Genomic DNA, 16,932 nt, shown 5'->3' with positions numbered 1-16,932 from the left:
CCGTGTCACGAGCGGGTGGCACCGGCACGCCCGCGTAGCCGGGTGACGACGAAGACCGCGATCGCGAGCGCCACCAGCACCAGTACGGCCTTGGAGAACACCCCGACGTAGTCTTCGACCGACCGCCAATTCTCCCCCAGCCAGTATCCGGCCAGCACGAATATCGTGTTCCAGATGAGGCTGCCCAGTGCGGTGAACGCGAGAAACGTGGTGAGCCGCATTCGCTCCACACCGGCCGGAATGGATATCAAACTGCGGAAAATGGGGATCATCCTGCCGAAGAAGACCGCCTTGACGCCGTGCTTGGCGAACCATTTCTCGGTCTTGTCCACATCGGACACCTTGACCAGCGGCAGCTTGTCGGCGATCCGCCTGATCCGGTCCGGGCCGAGCAGAACCCCCAGGTAGTACAACAGAAGCGCGCCCACGATCGAGCCGAGGGTGGTCATCACGATCGCCATCAGCAGGCTCATCCTCCCCTGTCCGGCGGTGAAGCCGGCCAGCGGGAGAAACACCTCGCTCGGCAGCGGGGGAAACACGTTCTCGAGCGCGATGGCGAGACCGGCGCCGGGCGCGCCGAGCGTCTCCATCAAGTCGGTCGCCCAGCCGGCGAATCCGCCGATCTCATTTCCGGAAACGTCAGAAGCAAGGTTCAGGTTCACACGTGAAACGCTAGAAAATCGCGCGCCTTCGAACCATGAGGTGCACCGCCGACCTACCCTGCGGAAAACCTCAGGCCGTGAGGTGTGGCGACCCCGAGGCTCGGAGGCCCTCCACGACTAGCGCACCAGCGCGTCGTGATACACCCGTAGAGCGTCGAGGATTGGAGCGGAGTTGCGCCGAGCTACCCCGATCCGAACCCTTATGTACGCGAGGAGCGCTTCGCGGGAGACATCACCCCAGACTGGGACCTGCCTGGCCCACCGCTCGGCTTCCTTCGGTGAATGGCCGGCCTGAATGAGCCGGACAACCATCGACGCCGTGTCGAGCCATGACGCCCCAACACTCGGCCATGCCCAGTCGATGACGTGCGTCCGGGCGCCAATGATGAAGTTTTCGGCTGTCAGATCGGTATGGACAAGATAGTCTCCGGTGAGCGAGGCCAATTCCTCCTGCGCTGCGAAGGGTGCCCATCTCCGCTGCGCAGGAAGACAGGCAACTCTGGACAACGATACTCCGCAAGCGCGCCGACTACATCAGCGATCAACGGCAGGTCAATGCTCACGCTTGCTGGTGGACAAGGTGCGCAGCGCCTCTGTACCAGTGGCGACGAGTTTTGTCAGCGCACGGTCTGTCACGATCAGGTCGAATCCGTCCGTCATGCTGCCAAGACGAAATTCGATGTCGTCTCCGCAGATTGCGTAAGTCATTGACACGTCGTCGATCTTCACCCATGTACCGACCTGAACCCGTCCCATGAAATCTGCCCTCCACCGGCATGTCGACTGCCCTACGTGAAGGAACGATACGGTCGCGACCAGTTCGCACACAGGGCCAGAACGGGGGCCACGTCATGAGTCGCGGATCTCACCCAACAGCATTCGCAACGTCAGGCTGTGCTTCTCGGGCGGAAGGGCATTGAGCGCCTCTTCCGCGTACGCCACGCCGCCTTTCCGATCACCAGACCTGACCATCATGAGCCCGTGGTGCATTTCCAGATGTGTACGGAAACGCGGCAACGTAGCAGGCAGATATTCCATCGCCGTCTCCCGCGCCACGATCGCATTGCGCTCCGCGCCGTGTCGGGCGAGCAACAGCGACATGAAGACGTTCATTCGCCAGAACGGCACCGCATAGTCCGACGATGCGACGTCGTCGCTTCCTGCCCGATCGAACAGGCGCTTTCCTTCATACAGGAGTTCCGTGGCACGATTGTCGTCGCCTCGCAGGGCGGCGACATGGGCCTTGCCCATGACCGCGTTGAGCCTGCCGATCGACGGCTTGTCCTCGATCTGCGTCGCTTGTTCGGCGAACAGGTCGGCGACTGGCAGGGCGGCACCCTCGTACCCAAGCGCGATCGCCGCCCGTCCCCGCACCCAGACGCGGGTCTCGTTGTCCTCGGACCGGTCGGCCGCGATCGCCGCCCTCCGGTACCACGTGACCGCCTTCGCGCCGTCCGCGCCGGGGAATGTCTTCGCGAACAACGTCATCAACTTGGCGGCGACGCCCCACATCACCGGGGACTCCAGCTGTTGCTGGATCACGACAAGGTCGTGCGCGACTCGCTGCTGTATCTGCGCGGCTCCAGCGGTCATGTAGTCGGCGCCGTAGCGGGCAAGTCGGTCCAGCCATGCTTCGGTGTCCGGGCCGCCGTGCAGTGCGGCATCGAAGCCCTCGCGGATCAGATCCGCCGTCACGACCGGAGCGACCGCGGTCGCGGCGAGCGAGGTGACGAATGTCCGCCGATCCATCTTGGCGTCCTCCAACACATGCAGCGGAACCTCGAGAACGGTCGCCAGGTGTGCCAGCCAGTACGGCCCAGGGGTCCGCTTCCCCCGCTCCCACCTGGACACGTCTTCCCTGGTCGCCGTCGAATGCCCGGACACACGGCAAAGCTCGTCGGCGAGCCTGCCCTGGGACCAGCTCAGCGCCACACGAAGGTCGCGGATCAAGCAGCCGATCGAGGTCGAGGTCACATGTTCATCCTGGCCGACAACCTGCCATGACGGAATCAGGACGGCCGGGGCCAGCCCAGGGGCCAATCTTGAGTCTCAGGCCGTGAGGGTGTGCGGAACCCGAGGCTCGACCTCGACCGCCTGGTCCTTCACCTTCGCGGCGTAGACGTCCACGTACTCCTGACCGGACAGCTCCATCAGCGCGTACATGATCTCGTCGGTGATCGAGCGCTCCACGAACCGGTCGCCGTCCAGGCCCTCGTACCGCGAGAAGTCCAGCGGCGCGCCGAACTTGACCGTGATCGGGTGCGGCTTCCACATCTTCGAGCCGATCGGGTTCGCCTTGTCCGTGCCGACCATGGCCACCGGAATCACCGGGACCCCCGCCGCGAGCGCCATCCGCGCGACGCCGGTCTTGCCCTTGTACAGCCTGCCGTCCGGCGAGCGGGTGCCCTCCGGGTAGATGCCGAGCAGCCGGCCCTCACGCAGCAGGCGCACGCCGGTCTCCAGCGCGTCCTGCGCCGCCGATCCGCTGGTCCGGTCGATCGGGATCTGCCCCATACCGGTGAAGAACCACTTTTTCAGCCGCCCCTTGGCGCCCGGCTGGGTGAAGTACTCCATCTTCGCCGGAAAGGTCACCCGCCGGGACAGCAACAGCGGCATGAAGAACGAGTCGGCCACGGCGAGGTGGTTGCTGGCCAGCAGCGCGCCCCCGGTCTCCGGCACGTTCTCCAGACCCTCGGCCCTCGGCTTGAACCCGACGCGCAGCGCCGGCCCGAGCAGCACGTGCTTCATCCACCAGTACAGCACCGGGCGGTACTCCTCCCCAGTTCGTGGTTCCAGTGATCAGCCTACGACGTATGGGACTACCCAGAGTCTTCCCGGGATCACCGTCACAGGCACAACGATCGGACAAGTGTCCGGCGACTACTTGTAGCCAACGGAGTTCGTGCGACGATGACAAGACCAGACGAGGCCGGTCACCCATCGCGAGGAGGGCCGTGAAGGGCACATCGGGCGGCAAGGACGGTCCAGAGGACGTCGACGCCGCGTTCGCCGAGATCGTCGCGGATCTCGAGGCCCAAGGGGTGGGCACGGGTGAGCGCGACAAGGACGACGGCGGGGACGACGAGAAGTCGAAGGGCGACCAGGAGCCGCGCGAGGCCGCGCCCACCGCTCCCTCCTCGTCGTGGCGCGCGCACCAGACCGAGTACGACCCGTCGTGGACGCCCTACGACGATGACGACGAGCACTACGTGCCGCCCGAGCCGCCGCCGCTGCCGTCGCTGCGGCCGATCACCATCCTGGCGATCGTGCTGCTGGGGATCGGTCTGCTGCTGCTCGCGGTGCCCAGCGTGATCGGGCTCCCGACGAAGATCGCCACGCCGATCTCACTGGTCGCGTTCGCGTCCGGAGCCGGGTTGCTCGTGCTGCGCATGCGGCAGCGCCCGCCCGGTGGGCCTGACGACGGCGACGACGGCGCGCAGGTCTGACACTGCGTATACTCTGGTTCGAGTATTCGATCCGGAGGTTGTCGTGGCTCGTCGGAAGGTCTCGAATCCGCTCGCGCTTGCGGCGCTGGCGCTGCTGACCGAGAAGCCGATGCACCCGTACGAGATGTCCACGACGCTGCGGGAGCGATCGAAGGAAGAGAGCATCAAGCTCAACTACGGGTCGCTCTACTCGGTGATCCAGTCGCTGCAGCGGCACAAGTTGATCGACGTGCACGAGACGGTGAAGGACGGCAAGCGGCCGGAGCGGACCGTGTACTCGATCACCGAGGCCGGGCGGGCGGAGCTGATCGACTGGCTCAGCGAGCTGATCTCCACGCCGGTCAAGGAGTTCACCCAGTTCGAGGCGGGACTGTCGCTGATCGGCGTGCTGCACCCCGATGAGGCGCTGGACTTGTTGCGACAGCGGCGAAACCGGCTCGACGTGCTGATCACCGGATGGGACACGGTGACCGAGAAGATCAAGGAGACGCACGCCCTCGCGGAGATCCTCCTCATCGAGCACGACTACACCCGCGCGCTGCGAGCGGCCGAACTGGAGTTCGTGGACGCGCTGATCGAGAAGATCGAGAAGGGCACGCTCGGCGGTATCGAGGGCTGGCGGCAGGTGAATGAGACCGGCGTTGTCACCGTCGACCTGGGCTGGCTGGCGACTCGACCCCCAACGGGCAGGGCCGACTGAAACAACCCGCGACATCATCGCGACACCATATTGACGTCAGAGGCGACACCGCGACATACTCGGGCTCGGATATATAGCGGCAGAGAGGGGAACCGGCGACTTTGTCGTGACACACCGCTGGCCGGGTGCGGCAACACCCGGCCAGCGATCGAATCCCAGGTCGGCTCGTACGAGCACAGCACCCAGGCGCAATTTCAGGATAGCTGAGCCCGTGAGCCGATCCGTTGACCCACAACGCATCGGAGGAACGGATATGGCTGTCCGCCATGATCAGCGGCGCGCGCCCGAACACGCCGCGGACACGATCGCGCCCGCCATCCAGGCGCGCGAACTGGTCAAGACCTACAACGCACGCGGCGCCGATCCCGTGCACGCGCTCGGCGGGATCAGCTTCTCGGTCGAGCAGGGCACGGTATTCGGACTCCTCGGCCCGAACGGTGCCGGCAAGTCCACCACGGTCAAGATCCTCACCACGCTGACCACGCCGACGTCCGGCACGGCCACCGTGGCCGGCCACGACGTGCTGCGGCACCCGGACCGGGTGCGGCGCGGGATCGGCGTGGTCACCCAGGGGCACAGCACCGCCCCGGAGGCGACCGGGCGGGAGAATCTCCTGCTGGCCGGCCGGATCCACGGCCTGCGCGGTCAGGACGTCCACCGCCGCGCCGACGAGCTGCTCGGCACGTTCGGGCTCACCGACGCGGCGAACCGGATCGTCAAGACCTACTCCGGCGGCATGCAGCGCAAGCTCGACGTCGCGCTCGGCCTGATGCACCGGCCGGCCGTGCTGTTCCTGGACGAGCCCACCACCGGGCTCGACCCGCAGGCGCGCGCCGAGATGTGGGCGGAGATCTCCCGGCTGTCCGCGGAAGAGGGCCTGACGATCCTGCTCACCACGCACTACCTGGAAGAGGCCGACCGACTGGCCAGTCAACTGGCCATTGTGGACAGTGGGCGGCTGATCACCACCGGCACGCCGGAACAGCTCAAGAGCGAGCTGCGCGGCGACGCCGTGGTGGCCGAGATCGCGCCGGAGTCGGAGATCTCCTCGGCCCTCCAGGCCATCGAGCGCCTGGACGGCACCCGTGAGTCCACTGTGGACGGCCGGACGGTGCGGGCGCGCGTCGACCACGGAGCGAGTGCCGTACCCAGGGTGCTCGCCGCGCTGGAGTCGGCGGGCGTCGGCGTCGCGTCGATCACCGTCGCGCGGCCCTCGCTGGACGACGTGTACCTGAGGCACACCGGCAGGACGTTCGCGTCCGCAGAGGACGGAGGCGCGCGATGACCACCATGGTGACGCACACCGGCTACCTCATCGCCCGTGCGCTGCGGGCGCTGCTCCGGCAACCCGTGTTCATCGTGATCACGTTGGTACAGCCCATGATCTGGCTGCTGCTGTTCGGGCAGCTGTTCAAGCGGGTGGTGGAGATCCCGGGGTTCACGGGCGGCTCCTACATCGACTTCCTCACCCCCGGCGTGGTCGTGATGACCGTGCTGTTCTCGGCGGGCTGGGCCGGTATGGCGTTCATCGAGGACATGGATCGCGGCGTGATGGACCGGATGCTGTCCTCCCCGGTGAGCCGCGCCGCGTTGATGGCCGCGGGCTCGGCCGACGCCGCGGTGTCCACCATCGTCCAGTCGATCATCATCGTGCTGGTCGGGCTGGCGGTCGGCGCGAGCTTCTCCGGTGGTGTGCTCGGCGTGCTGATCATGCTGCTGGCCGCGGTGCTGCTGGCGGTCGCGTTCTCCTCGCTGTCCAACGGGGTGGCGCTGCTGGTGCGCACGCGGGAGTCGCTGATCGGCTTCTCCATGATGCTGACGCTGCCGCTGTCGTTCCTGTCCTCGGCGATGATGGCCAAGGAGACCTCGCCGGAATGGGTGCGCACGGTGTCCGGCTTCAACCCGGTCGACTGGGCGGTGGTGGCCAGCCGGTCCGCGCTGTCCGCCGATCCCGACTGGGGCGCGATCCTGTCCCGCCTCGGCGGGCTGCTCGCGGTCGCGCTGATCATGGGATGGCTGGCCACCAGGGCGTTCCGCTCGTACCAGAGGTCGGTGTGACATGCGGCCGATGTTCGAGGTGGACGGCGTGGTGCGCGCGCCGCTGTCCGAGGTGACCGATCTGGTGTTGACCGTGCACGCCCAGGCGGTCCAGCCGGACGGCTACCAGGTGCACGTCGACGTCGACCGGGATCGCAGAACCCTTGGTGTGCAAGGAAACTGGTGGTACCGCGGCGAGTACCGGCTGGAGCCCGATCCGGCCGGCACGCGGATCGTGTACAGCGTGTTCAACGTGGCCAAACGAGGTCGCGCGCTGGTGCCGCTGGCGAACAAGCTGTTCATCGGCTACCGCGAGTCCATGCGGCGCGCGCTGGCCGAGATGATCCGCGATCTGGAGCGGAAGCTGGCCTGACCCGCGCGGGCGGCGGCACGACGCGGTGCCGCCGCCCGCGTCCGGTCACGCGGACCGGCGCAGCAGCTCGAACACACTCGCGATGCTCTCCGCACTCCGGCCCGCCTCGACCTGGCGCCCCAGCAGTGTCCGAAATGGACGGTGGATCTCGGCGTCCACACCGGACTGCTCGCTGACGGACGTGATCGCGCCGAGCGCCCAGTGGTTGATGCCCACCGGCAACGCCCCACCGGTGTAGTCGCCCGCCTCGATCTCGGCGGCCAGACCGGGCAACAACGCCATCGCGCCGACGAGCCACTTGCTCGCGAGGCCGGCCACCTCGGTCGGTGTGACGTTCGCGGTGTCCGCCAGTGCCGCGGTGTGCAGGAACCCGGCGAGCAGCAAGTACAGCGAGCCGACCAGACCGGCGTCGACCACTTCCGCCGTGCCAGGATCCTCGCCGAGGTGCCGGCCTTCGCCGAGCACGTCCAGGACACCGGCATGCGCGTCGTACACCTCGCGCGGGCCGCTGTAGATCAGCTGCGCGTCGGTCGTGCCGACCATCTCCGCCACGGCCAGCACCGCACCGTCCACATAGGACGCATCGTGCCGTGCGGCGAACTCGGCCATCTCGCGCACCTGATCCAGGGTGCCCGAGGTGAGGTTGACGATCGTGCGCCCGGCCAGCGTGCCGGCGATCGGGTCGAGCACCTGGTGCACGGCGTCGTAGTCGGCGACGCAGATCACCACCAGCGGGCTCGCCGCCACCGCGTCCGCCGCGCTCGCCGCCTCCGACGCGCCGCTCGGCGCCTTCCCTGGCGTGCGGTTCCACACCGTGGTGCGGAGCCCCGCGCCGAGGAACGTGGTGGCGAGCGCGTGGCCCATGTTGCCCAACCCGATCACGGTCACCGATTTGTCCGACATTCGATTCTCCTTGTGTGTCACCGAATCAGGCGCCGACCGCGAACCGGCGCTGGATGTGCCGCGGAATCTCGATCTCGTCGACGATGGCGACCGCCAGGTCCTCGGCGGAGATGTCGGCGTCGACGGCGAGCAGCTGGTCGCCGCCGGTCCGGTACCGGCCGGTGCGCTCGCCGGAGTGGATCAACCCGGCCGCCGGGCCGACGTAGGTCCAGTACCGGTTGGACAGCCGGCACAGTTCGAGCACCTCGACCTCGGCGAGCACCACCTTCCGGTAGTCCAGCGGCACGCCGAGGTTGTCGGTCAGCACCGTGTCCAGCCGCTGGTCGTCGTCGATCAGCCGATCCCCCGGCGCCACCTCCAGGCTGCCGCCACCGCCGACCACGATCAGCCTGGTCGCCGGCCGTCGTTCGAGTGCGGTGAGCAGGGTGCGCGCGGCGGCCGGGAGCACGCCGGCGTTGGCGATCTGGTCCTCGATCGAGCCGCCCGCGTTGACCACGACGTCGAGCCGCACGGTCGCGCCGAGCACTCCGATGTCCATGGATATCCCCTCGTTCATGCATGCCGTTCGATTACTACACGGCGTTTAGAGTTTGCACGGCCCACAGTATCTCGACGTTGTAGAGTGTCAAGTCGTGATGCCCACCAGACGAGAGCGGCTGCGCGCCGAGACCGCCACGGAGATCAAGACGATCGCGCTGCGGCTGATGGCCGCCGGCGGACCGGACGCGATCTCGTTGCGGGCCATCGCCCGCGAGATGGGCATGACCGCCGGCGCGATCTACAGCTACTTCCCCACCCGGGACGACCTGGTCACCACGCTGATCGCGGACCTGTACACGGCACTGCTCGACGCGGCCGAACGGGCCCGCGACGCGGCCGGCAGTGCGCCCGGCGCGCGCCTGCTGGCCTGGGCCGAGGCCGTCCGGGAGTGGGCGGTGGCCAATCCCGAGGGCTACAAGTTGATCTACGGCGACCCGGTGCCCGGCTATCGCGCGCCGACCAGCGGCCCGGCGGCCGACGCCGAACTGCGGGCCTGTGCCGGGCTCACCGAGCTCGTCGCCGAAGTGTGGCCCGCGATCACCGTGACGCCGTCCGGCACCGCGCGCTGGACCGACTTCGATGCCGACATCGTCGCCCTGACCCGGAAGGCGCTCCCCATGCTGCCGCCGGCCGGCTTCGCGCTGGCACTGCGCATGTGGGGCAGGATGCACGGGCTGATCGCGCTGGAGGTGTACGGGCACCTGACCGGGCAGACCCGCAGGCCGGAGAAGCTCTTCCACGCCGAGATGATCGACATGATCACCTCGCTCGGGCTGCGCGCCCCGAAGTGATCACACGATCTCGGCGGCCAGCGCGGCCGCGCCGACGATGCCCGCGTCGTCGCCGAGCTGTGCGGTGCGGATCCGCGCCAGCGGCCGGTACCCGGCACCGGTGATCCGCTTGGCGTAGTGCTCCCGCGCCGCGTCCAGGAACAGCGGCGCCGACTCCGACACTCCCCCGGCGATCACCACGATCTCCGGGTCGTACAGATCGGCGATCAGCGTCAGGCCGTCGCCCAGCCACCGGGCCAGCTCCGCCATCGCCCGCTGTGCCAACGGATCGCCGTCCCGGGCGGCTCCGGCGACCTTGCGACCGGTGATCGCCCGCGAGTCGACCCCGGCCTCCCGCGCCAGCACGGTGGACATTCCGGGATGGCGCGCCATCAGGTCCACCGCGGTGGACGCGAGCGCCGTGCCGCTGCAGTACCGCTCCCAGCAGCCGCGCTTGCCGCACGGGCACGGCCGGCCGCCGGGCACCACGCACAGGTGACCGAACTCCGGTGCGACCCCGTGCGCGCCCCGGAAAGGCTTGCCGTCCAACAGAAGTCCGCCGCCGATGCCGGTGCCGATCGCGACCAGTACGGCCACCCTGCTGCCCCGCGCCGCGCCGTAGCGGTACTCGGCGAGCGTGGCCGCGTTGGCGTCGTGTTCGAGCACCACGGGGAGTTTGACCCGCCCGGCGATCCGGTCGGCCACCGCGACACCCCGCCACGGCAGGTGCGGCGCGAACATCACCGAGGCGCGGTCGCGGGTGACGAACCCGGCCACGGCGAGCCCGACTGCGGCGACCGTGTGCCGGCGGGCGAGCTGGCACACCACCGAGGTGATCGCGTCCTCCAGCGCCGCCTCCTCGGGAGGCGTCGGTGCGCGTGCCGTGTCCACGACGGTGCCGTGCGAGTCCACCACGCCGGCTCGCACGCTCGTCCCGCCGACGTCCACTCCGATCGTGTTCATGTCCGGCGAATGGGTATCCGTTGCACTCGAGGACGTTCCCGACTGTCCGAAGTGGACTCCGCGGTGTACGCGGGTTCGCGTTCTCTCGGCGGCGGCCGGAATCCGGGCATGTGCGTGGTCCCCGGCTCCCAGCGGTCCGCGAGCACCGCGCGCAGCAGCGCGATCAGCTCGGCCGCGCGCTCGACCGCCTTGCCGGCCAGCTCCGACGGCTCGCCGCGCAGCAGCGCGATGACCGAGCACAGCGGGCACCAGCCGCAGGCGACCGGCCGGGTCGGCTCACCGTCCACATCGGACTGCCCGGCGTGCTCGTCGTGCGTGCTCGCCGCGACCCGGTCCAGCCACGGGCCGGCGCGATCGGCCACGGCGTCCAGCAGGAGGCCGATCTCCTCTGCCAGCCGCGTGCCCGCCTCCTGCTCGGTCATCGGTTCACTCCCGGCTCGAAGCGCACCACGAGGCCGTCGGAGGTGGCCTCGGCGTCGGTCACGGTGTACCGACGCAACAGCATCGGCAACGCGACGAGCCGGCGCAACCCGTCCACCGTCACCGCGAGATCGTCGCCTACCCTGGCCAGGTCCAGATCGGTGGAATCGTTGAGCGGCAAGGAGATCCGCAACTCGTAGGCCGTTCCCACCTGCTGGACGGCGAGCAGCTGACGGGCCTGGCCGGACGCCTCGCCAAGCGGATCGGCGCCCGCGTACAGCTCCTCGGCCAGCTCCAACAGTGCCGGTGTGCCGACCGGTTCGGCCGCGCGGTGCTCGACCGTGCGCAGCGGCACCGGCGCGGAGGAGTCCAGTTCGGACAGCACCGCGTCCTGCTCGCGCCTGCGGGTGCGCAACCAGCCGGCCGCGCGCCCCCAGTTGCGACCGGCACGCGGCATCAGCCGGTTGGCGATCATGGCGTCCACCTGGATGTCGCGCAGCGCCAGCGCGGCCAGGGTGCGCCTGGTCTCGGCGACCACGAGCCGCTCGGGCGTGAGCACCAGGCGCACGGTGGTGGTACGCGCGTCGGTCAGCAGGGCGCGCAGCCCGCGCAGGTGCTCGGCGAGCCGGCGCACCGGCGCGCCGACCGAGGACAGCGGAAGGCGATCGAGATAGCTGGACACCGCCTCGGGCAACGCGAGCAGGCGCAGCGTCTCGGCGGTGGGGCCGCAGTCGACCACCACGACCTCCCACGGGCCGGTCTCCGCGAGCCGCCGCACCTCGGTCAGGGCGAGCAGCTCGTCCACGCCGGGAAGTACGGTCAGTTCTTCGGCGTCCAGCTCGTGTACCCCGGCACCGGCCAGCAGCGTGCGAGCCTGGCGGCGCAGGTCGTCCCAGGACTTGTCGACCAGCGCGCGGGCGTCCACGTGGGACGCGTACAGCCCGTCGTCCACTTCGGACGGTTCACCGGTGAGCTTGGTGCCGAACGCGTCAGCCAGGGAGTGTGCCGGGTCGGTGGACACCACGAGCGTCTTGCGCCCGGCCGAGGCGAGTGCGGCCGCGGTCGCCGCGGCGAGCGTGGTCTTCCCCACGCCGCCCTTGCCTGTGAACAACAGGATCCGCACGCCGGGTTAGGACCCCTCGACTCGGCGCTTGAGCTCCTTCAGCGCGGTGTCCATGATCATCTTTTCCGCTTTGCGGCGGAACAGGCCGATCATCGGGACTACGAGCTGGACGGACAGCGTGTAGGTGACCTTGGTCTGGCCGTCTTGCGGGTCGAGTCTGTAGGTGCCGCGCTGCATGCGCTGCATCTGGCCTTCTACGAGGTTCCAGTTGACCTCGCGGCCGTCGGCGGCCCAGTCGTACTCGAGCGTGTAGACGTCCTTGAACACGCCGGCGTCCAGGGTGAAGCGGACTTTCTTCGCTCTGTTGCTGTCGGCGTTGGCGTCGTCGGCGTCCAGGACTTCGGTTTGCTTCACGGCGGCGGCCCACTCGGGGTACGCCGGGAAGTCCGCGATCACCGCCATGATCTCGTCCGCGCTCGCGTCGACGACGATGGACTGAGTCGACTCGTCGGCCATGGGCGGCAGGCTACCTGGTCGTGGTCGATGTTGGGGTGGCGGCTGCGTGAGGCTTGGGGTGTGGCGGCGCGGAATTGTGCGGGCCGATACTCACAAGTCAAGGGCGCCTACGGCGTCGGCTTCGCCGACTCACCCCTTGGCGGGGTTCGCCCTGGACTTGTGAGCCTCGATCGGCCCTAACCGCAGGCGCTACGGGCAGGCTCCGCCTGCCTTTTGCCCGTACCGCGCCGCCACCTTGCTCCCATTGTTCACCCCATAGTGGTCGGTCGAATTGGGTAGAATCGAGGTATGAGGGGACAGCAACTAATCGACGAGCTACGGGCTCGCGAAATCCACATTCGACAACTCGAATACGAGCGACTTCAACTCGTCCACGAAATCCATGAGCAAGGCCTCGCCAAAGAAATGGGCGCCTACTCCACATCCTCGTTCCTACGGGACACCGTGCGGATCTCACCCGCCGACGCACGACGGCGAGTAGCCGACGCCAACGCGCTGTTCGGCTCCACCACGCTCACCGGCCAGCCCATCGAGGCACCGCTACCTGTGGCGGCGAAGGCACTCGCCGCTGGGGCGATCAGTCGCGATCACGTGCAGGTTGTGCGCGCCACGATCGACAAGCTTCCGGTCGAGCATCACGCCGAGGTCGAGCAACTGCTCGTGGACGAGGCCGAACGCTTCGACCCGGTGAAGCTCGGCAAGCTCGCCCTCCGCACACGGGCACACCTGCAGCCCGAACAGGTTGTCCTGGAAGAACAAGCTGCACGCAAGCGCATGGAGTTCTCGATGATCGAGAACGTCGACGGGACGATCCTGATGCGCGGGCGGCTCTCACCCGAATGCGCCGAGGTGTTGAAAGCAGCGCTGTCACCGCTGGCGAAACCCGCCGGCAAAGACGACGACCGCTCCGCGAGCCTGCGGTGGGCCGAAGCGCTGATCGAGTTGGCGCATCGGATGCTCAACTCGGACACGCTGCCGCAGGACGGCGGACGCCGGCCGCACTTGGCGTTGACGATTTCTTACGAACAACTTCGCGACCAGATCGGGCTCGGTAGGGGCGACTTCGGAGCGCTGATCACACCTCAAACCATTCGGCAGATCGCCTGCGACGCCGGGATCACACCCATCGTGTTGAACAGCGAAGGGAAGCCACTCGACGTCGGACGCGAGCAACGAACCGCCACCCCGGCAATCCGCGCCGCCTTGATCGCCCGAGACAAAGGCTGCACATTCCCCGGCTGCGACCGGCCACCAGAATGGACCGACGCACACCACATCGTGCACTGGCTCAACGGTGGGATCACCAGTGAGGAAACGATGGCACTATTGTGTCGATTCCACCACACCATCATTCACGAGCAGGACTGGGAAATCGTCATGCGCAACGGCCTCCCGCACTACATTCCGCCCACGTGGATCGACCCACAACGGAAACCCATCCGCAACACGATGCACGCAGCGTGAGTTATGCAACACCCGTCACCAGCGCAGCACGTGTGGGCGTTCGGTGCGCTGGAAGTGGCCGACATTCACGCATTCGGTACGGCCCACCCGCGCGCGGCCGGCCAGCGGCTGGTGCACGTGACCGAACAGCGACCACCTCGGGCGCTGCGCGTGGATCAGCTTGAGCAGCGCCGCCGACCCGTACTCGGCACGCCGCGCGATCACGTCGTAGGTCAGCTCCGGCACGTCCGGCGGAATGTGGCTGCACAGCACGTCGACCGCGTCCAGCGCGTCCACCGAGCCGGCGAAGTCCGCCTCGGTACGCAGATACGGCCGCCACACGCCGGGCGCGCGCCGCAGCACCGCACCACGCGGCAACAGCGCGCCGCCGACGAACCCGAAGCGCAGCCCACCGATCTCGGCCACCTCGCCGTCCAGCACTCGCACACCCTCGCCCGCGTACTCCGGCCACAGCGCCGGCACGTCGACGTTGCCCGGTGTGGCGTAGGTGGGCGCGCTCATCGCGGCGAACAGGGTCGCGTACTGCTCCCGGATCGCCTCCTCCACCACGGTGGACGCGTCACCGAGTTCAGCCCACAGGGAGCGCGCGTACGCGGCCGCCTCACCGTGGTGCCGCTCGCGGCGCAGCGCGGCGAACCGGCCCACCCGCTCAGCCCCGAACACCGCGCCGAGGATCCCTTTCGAGTGATCGTGGTAGTCCACGAAGTCGATCAGGTCGCCGAGCACCACCAGCGCGTCAGCCCCGTCGCCGGCACGGGCCAGCGCCTCGGCATTGCCGTGGATGTCCGAGACGACGTGAAGGCGCACACCGTTCACATTAGTGGCGCTTCGGCGGAACCCCTGGCGCGCGGCCATCCTCCAGGATCACCTTCAGGTCCAACGCGACAGCCTTGGCGGCGAGCTGGCGGCGGGTTCGCTCGGCCAGCAGCTTGCCCGGCCGCAGCTCGTGCGGCGGGTCGGCGCGCAGGAAGTAGTGCAACTGCGTGCCGTCCAGCATCGGCTCCAGCCAGACCTCCATGGTGCCGACCAGCGCGCCGGTCACCGTCCAGCGCAGACCCTCGGCACCCCGGTCCGCGTATACCTCCAGCTCCAGGTCCGGCCAATAGGCCTGCCACGTCCCTGGACTGGCGAAAGCCGCGGCCACCACCTCGGGCGGCACGGCGACGAACGTCTCGTCCACCACGTCGATTGCCGGCACCCGTGCAGCATCGCACGACCGTGCGCGCTAGTTTTCGGGTGTCCTGACGCAGACGGAGGGTGTCGACGTGCGGGAGTTCAGCGCCCCGGACAACACGAGTGTCTCCGACGAGGAGAACCTCACCGACATGGTGTGGGCCAACGCCGAGCGGTTCGCCGACTCGGTCGGGTTCCGCCGCAGAGTCGACGGATCCTGGGTGGACGTCACCACCAAGGCCTTCGCCGCCGACGTGCTCGCGGCGGCCAAGGGCCTGATCGCCGCCGGGCTGCGGCCGGGCGACCGCGTGGCACTGCTGTCCAAGACGCGCTACGAGTGGTCACTGCTCGACTTCGCGATCTGGACCGCCGGCTGCGTCACCGTGCCGATCTACGAAACCTCCTCGGCCGAGGCGATCGAGTGGATCCTGTCCGACTCCGGCGCGCGGGCGATCGTGGTGGAGACCGACGAGCACCACAAGCGGGTCGAGTCGGTGATCGGCAGCCTCGCCGAGCTGGAGCGGGTGTGGCAGATCGAAGCCGGCCCCGACGTGGAGCCCGCGGTCGACGAGCTGACCGACCTGGGTACCGAGGTGTCCGACGACGACGCGCACAAGCGCCGGCTCGAGGTGCGCGCCGAGGACACCGCCACGCTGGTGTACACGTCCGGTACGACCGGCAGGCCCAAGGGTGTCGTGCTCACCCACCGCAACCTGCTGGCCGAGGTGCGCGCGGACATCGCGGCGTTTCCGCAGCTCATGCGGCCGGGCAACTCGATGCTCGTGTTCCTGCCGATGGCGCACGTGTTCGCGCGCGCGATCACACTCTGCTGTGTGTACGCGCGCACAACGCTCGGGCACGTGCCGGACGTGAAGAACCTGGTGAGCGATCTCGGCACGTTCCGCCCCACGTTCGTGGTGGCCGTGCCGCGCGTGTTCGAGAAGGTCTACAACTCGGCGAAGCAGAAGGCGCACGCCGAGGGCAAGGGCCAGATCTTCGACCTGGCGGACCGGCTCGCGGTCGCCTACAGCGAATCGCTGGACACCGGTGGGCCGTCGCCGTGGCTGCGCGTGCAGCACGCGATCGCCGGCCGGCTGGTGTACACGAAGCTGCGGGCCGCGCTCGGAAGTCGTTGTGTGGCGGCGATTTCCGGCAGCGCACCGCTCGGCGCGCGGCTGGCGCACTTCTTCCGAGGCGTGGGCGTGCCGGTGTACGAGGGCTACGGGCTGACCGAGACGTCGGCCGCCGCCACCGTGAACAGCGAGGGCGCGTTCCGGGTGGGCACCGTGGGCCGCCCGATCTCCGGCACGTCGGTGCGGATCGCCGAGGACGGCGAGATCCAGATCGCCGGTGACGTGGTGTTCTCCGGCTACTGGCACAACGACGAGGCCACCAGCGACGCGGTGGACGACGGCTGGCTGCGCACCGGCGACATCGGCGAGCTGGACGGCGACGGATTTCTGCGGATCACCGGGCGCAGCAAGGAGATCCTGATCACCGCGGGCGGCAAGAACGTGGCACCCGCGCCGCTGGAGAACCGGCTGCGCGCGCACCCGCTGATCAGCCAGTGCATGGTGGTCGGCGAAGGGCGCCCGTTCGTGGGCGCGCTCATCACGCTGGACCCGGAATTCGCCGCGACCTGGGCGCGCGACGCCGGCCGCGCGGGCGCGCCGATCACCGAGCTGGCCACCGACGAGCGGCTGCGCGCGGAGCTGCGGCGCGCCGTCGACGACGCGAACTCGCTGGTGTCACGCGCCGAGTCGATCCGCGAATTCCGTGTGCTGCCAACGGATTTCACCGAGGAGGCCGGCGAGCTGACGCCCAGCATGAAGCTGCGCCGGGCGATCGTGGCCGAGCGGTACGCCGCCGACATCGAAGCGATGTACGTGCCTTCCTGAGCCC

General features: G+C 68.7%; 20 protein-coding genes. 8 read left to right on the top strand and 12 right to left on the bottom strand.

The window, feature by feature from the left end:
* Nucleotides 1-5: 5 nt before the first annotated feature.
* From EV193_RS13975 to EV193_RS13965, 4 genes are all read right to left on the bottom strand, one after another.
* Complete coding sequence (locus EV193_RS13975) at nucleotides 6-662, bottom strand: DedA family protein (protein ID WP_423202167.1); 657 nt, start codon at nucleotides 660-662, stop codon at nucleotides 6-8.
* A 552-nt stretch (nucleotides 663-1,214) separates the two neighbouring features.
* On the bottom strand, nucleotides 1,215-1,391 hold the full coding sequence (locus EV193_RS33275) for a hypothetical protein (RefSeq protein WP_165401348.1): 177 nt from the start codon (nucleotides 1,389-1,391) through the stop codon (nucleotides 1,215-1,217).
* A gap of 120 nt (nucleotides 1,392-1,511) precedes the next feature.
* Nucleotides 1,512-2,636 carry a helix-turn-helix transcriptional regulator gene (locus tag EV193_RS13970; RefSeq protein ID WP_207222636.1) on the bottom strand — a complete coding sequence of 375 codons (1,125 nt, stop codon included), beginning with the start codon at nucleotides 2,634-2,636 and terminating at the stop codon, nucleotides 1,512-1,514.
* Nucleotides 2,637-2,711: 75 nt separating this feature from the next.
* Nucleotides 2,712-3,425, bottom strand: a complete 714-nt coding sequence (locus EV193_RS13965) for a lysophospholipid acyltransferase family protein (protein WP_130344543.1) — start codon at nucleotides 3,423-3,425, stop codon at nucleotides 2,712-2,714.
* A gap of 191 nt (nucleotides 3,426-3,616) precedes the next feature.
* On the opposite strand from EV193_RS13965, the gene EV193_RS13960 reads away from it, so the two are divergent.
* From EV193_RS13960 to EV193_RS13940, 5 genes are all read left to right on the top strand, one after another.
* The gene (locus EV193_RS13960) at nucleotides 3,617-4,108 is read left to right on the top strand and encodes a hypothetical protein (RefSeq protein ID WP_130344542.1); all 492 of its coding nucleotides are present in this window, start codon (nucleotides 3,617-3,619) and stop codon (nucleotides 4,106-4,108) included.
* A gap of 43 nt (nucleotides 4,109-4,151) precedes the next feature.
* Nucleotides 4,152-4,808, top strand: coding sequence for a PadR family transcriptional regulator (locus tag EV193_RS13955; RefSeq protein WP_207222635.1), 657 nt, complete (start codon nucleotides 4,152-4,154; stop codon nucleotides 4,806-4,808).
* 253 nt (nucleotides 4,809-5,061) lie between these two features.
* Complete coding sequence (locus tag EV193_RS13950; protein ID WP_130344541.1) at nucleotides 5,062-6,093, top strand: ATP-binding cassette domain-containing protein; 1,032 nt, start codon at nucleotides 5,062-5,064, stop codon at nucleotides 6,091-6,093.
* Nucleotides 6,090-6,866 (top strand): ABC transporter permease, encoded by a 777-nt coding sequence (locus EV193_RS13945; protein WP_130344540.1) that lies wholly within the window; start codon nucleotides 6,090-6,092, stop codon nucleotides 6,864-6,866. The genes EV193_RS13950 and EV193_RS13945 overlap by 4 nt, the downstream gene beginning before the upstream one ends.
* A 1-nt stretch (nucleotide 6,867) precedes the next feature.
* Nucleotides 6,868-7,218, top strand: coding sequence for a hypothetical protein (locus EV193_RS13940; protein WP_242613370.1), 351 nt, complete (start codon nucleotides 6,868-6,870; stop codon nucleotides 7,216-7,218).
* Nucleotides 7,219-7,263: 45 nt separating this feature from the next.
* Here EV193_RS13940 and EV193_RS13935 read toward each other — a convergent pair whose 3' ends face one another.
* Nucleotides 7,264-8,142 carry an NAD(P)-dependent oxidoreductase gene (locus tag EV193_RS13935; RefSeq protein ID WP_278044179.1) on the bottom strand — a complete coding sequence of 293 codons (879 nt, stop codon included), beginning with the start codon at nucleotides 8,140-8,142 and terminating at the stop codon, nucleotides 7,264-7,266.
* Nucleotides 8,143-8,146: 4 nt separating this feature from the next.
* On the bottom strand, nucleotides 8,147-8,659 hold the full coding sequence (locus EV193_RS13930) for an NAD(P)-dependent oxidoreductase (RefSeq protein WP_207222634.1): 513 nt from the start codon (nucleotides 8,657-8,659) through the stop codon (nucleotides 8,147-8,149).
* 97 nt (nucleotides 8,660-8,756) lie between these two features.
* Here EV193_RS13930 and EV193_RS13925 point away from each other — a divergent pair, with 97 nt between their 5' ends.
* Nucleotides 8,757-9,452 carry a TetR/AcrR family transcriptional regulator gene (locus tag EV193_RS13925; RefSeq protein ID WP_207222633.1) on the top strand — a complete coding sequence of 232 codons (696 nt, stop codon included), beginning with the start codon at nucleotides 8,757-8,759 and terminating at the stop codon, nucleotides 9,450-9,452.
* Here the strand turns inward: EV193_RS13925 and EV193_RS13920 are convergent, their stop codons facing one another.
* Genes EV193_RS13920 through EV193_RS13905 form a run of 4 tightly spaced genes read right to left on the bottom strand, consistent with a single transcriptional unit; the run spans nucleotide 9,453 to nucleotide 12,393 of the window.
* Nucleotides 9,453-10,394 carry an ROK family protein gene (locus EV193_RS13920; protein WP_207222632.1) on the bottom strand — a complete coding sequence of 314 codons (942 nt, stop codon included), beginning with the start codon at nucleotides 10,392-10,394 and terminating at the stop codon, nucleotides 9,453-9,455.
* Nucleotides 10,391-10,816 (bottom strand): hypothetical protein, encoded by a 426-nt coding sequence (locus EV193_RS13915; protein ID WP_130344537.1) that lies wholly within the window; start codon nucleotides 10,814-10,816, stop codon nucleotides 10,391-10,393. The genes EV193_RS13920 and EV193_RS13915 overlap by 4 nt, the downstream gene beginning before the upstream one ends.
* Nucleotides 10,813-11,937, bottom strand: coding sequence for an ArsA family ATPase (locus EV193_RS13910; RefSeq protein WP_130344536.1), 1,125 nt, complete (start codon nucleotides 11,935-11,937; stop codon nucleotides 10,813-10,815). The genes EV193_RS13915 and EV193_RS13910 overlap by 4 nt, the downstream gene beginning before the upstream one ends.
* Before the next feature lie 6 nt (nucleotides 11,938-11,943).
* On the bottom strand, nucleotides 11,944-12,393 hold the full coding sequence (locus EV193_RS13905) for an SRPBCC family protein (RefSeq protein ID WP_130344535.1): 450 nt from the start codon (nucleotides 12,391-12,393) through the stop codon (nucleotides 11,944-11,946).
* Nucleotides 12,394-12,681: 288 nt separating this feature from the next.
* Here EV193_RS13905 and EV193_RS13900 point away from each other — a divergent pair, with 288 nt between their 5' ends.
* On the top strand, nucleotides 12,682-13,857 hold the full coding sequence (locus tag EV193_RS13900) for an HNH endonuclease signature motif containing protein (RefSeq protein ID WP_130344534.1): 1,176 nt from the start codon (nucleotides 12,682-12,684) through the stop codon (nucleotides 13,855-13,857).
* 15 nt (nucleotides 13,858-13,872) lie between these two features.
* Here the strand turns inward: EV193_RS13900 and EV193_RS13895 are convergent, their stop codons facing one another.
* Both EV193_RS13895 and EV193_RS13890 read right to left on the bottom strand, forming a co-directional pair.
* A complete protein-coding gene (locus tag EV193_RS13895) occupies nucleotides 13,873-14,664 on the bottom strand; it encodes a metallophosphoesterase family protein (protein WP_130344533.1) in 792 nt (263 codons plus the stop codon).
* Between the two features lie 10 nt (nucleotides 14,665-14,674).
* Nucleotides 14,675-15,055, bottom strand: a complete 381-nt coding sequence (locus EV193_RS13890) for a polyketide cyclase / dehydrase and lipid transport (protein WP_130344532.1) — start codon at nucleotides 15,053-15,055, stop codon at nucleotides 14,675-14,677.
* A gap of 67 nt (nucleotides 15,056-15,122) precedes the next feature.
* On the opposite strand from EV193_RS13890, the gene EV193_RS13885 reads away from it, so the two are divergent.
* Nucleotides 15,123-16,928 carry an AMP-dependent synthetase/ligase gene (locus tag EV193_RS13885; RefSeq protein WP_130344531.1) on the top strand — a complete coding sequence of 602 codons (1,806 nt, stop codon included), beginning with the start codon at nucleotides 15,123-15,125 and terminating at the stop codon, nucleotides 16,926-16,928.
* Nucleotides 16,929-16,932: the final 4 nt, after the last annotated feature.

Origin of the sequence: Herbihabitans rhizosphaerae, from assembly GCF_004216555.1 — a bacterium.
In the GTDB taxonomy this organism is placed as follows: Bacteria; Actinomycetota; Actinomycetes; order Mycobacteriales; family Pseudonocardiaceae; genus Herbihabitans; species Herbihabitans rhizosphaerae.
The sequence above is the reverse complement of the archived record's forward strand: the minus strand, read 5'-3'. Positions and strand labels throughout refer to the sequence as shown.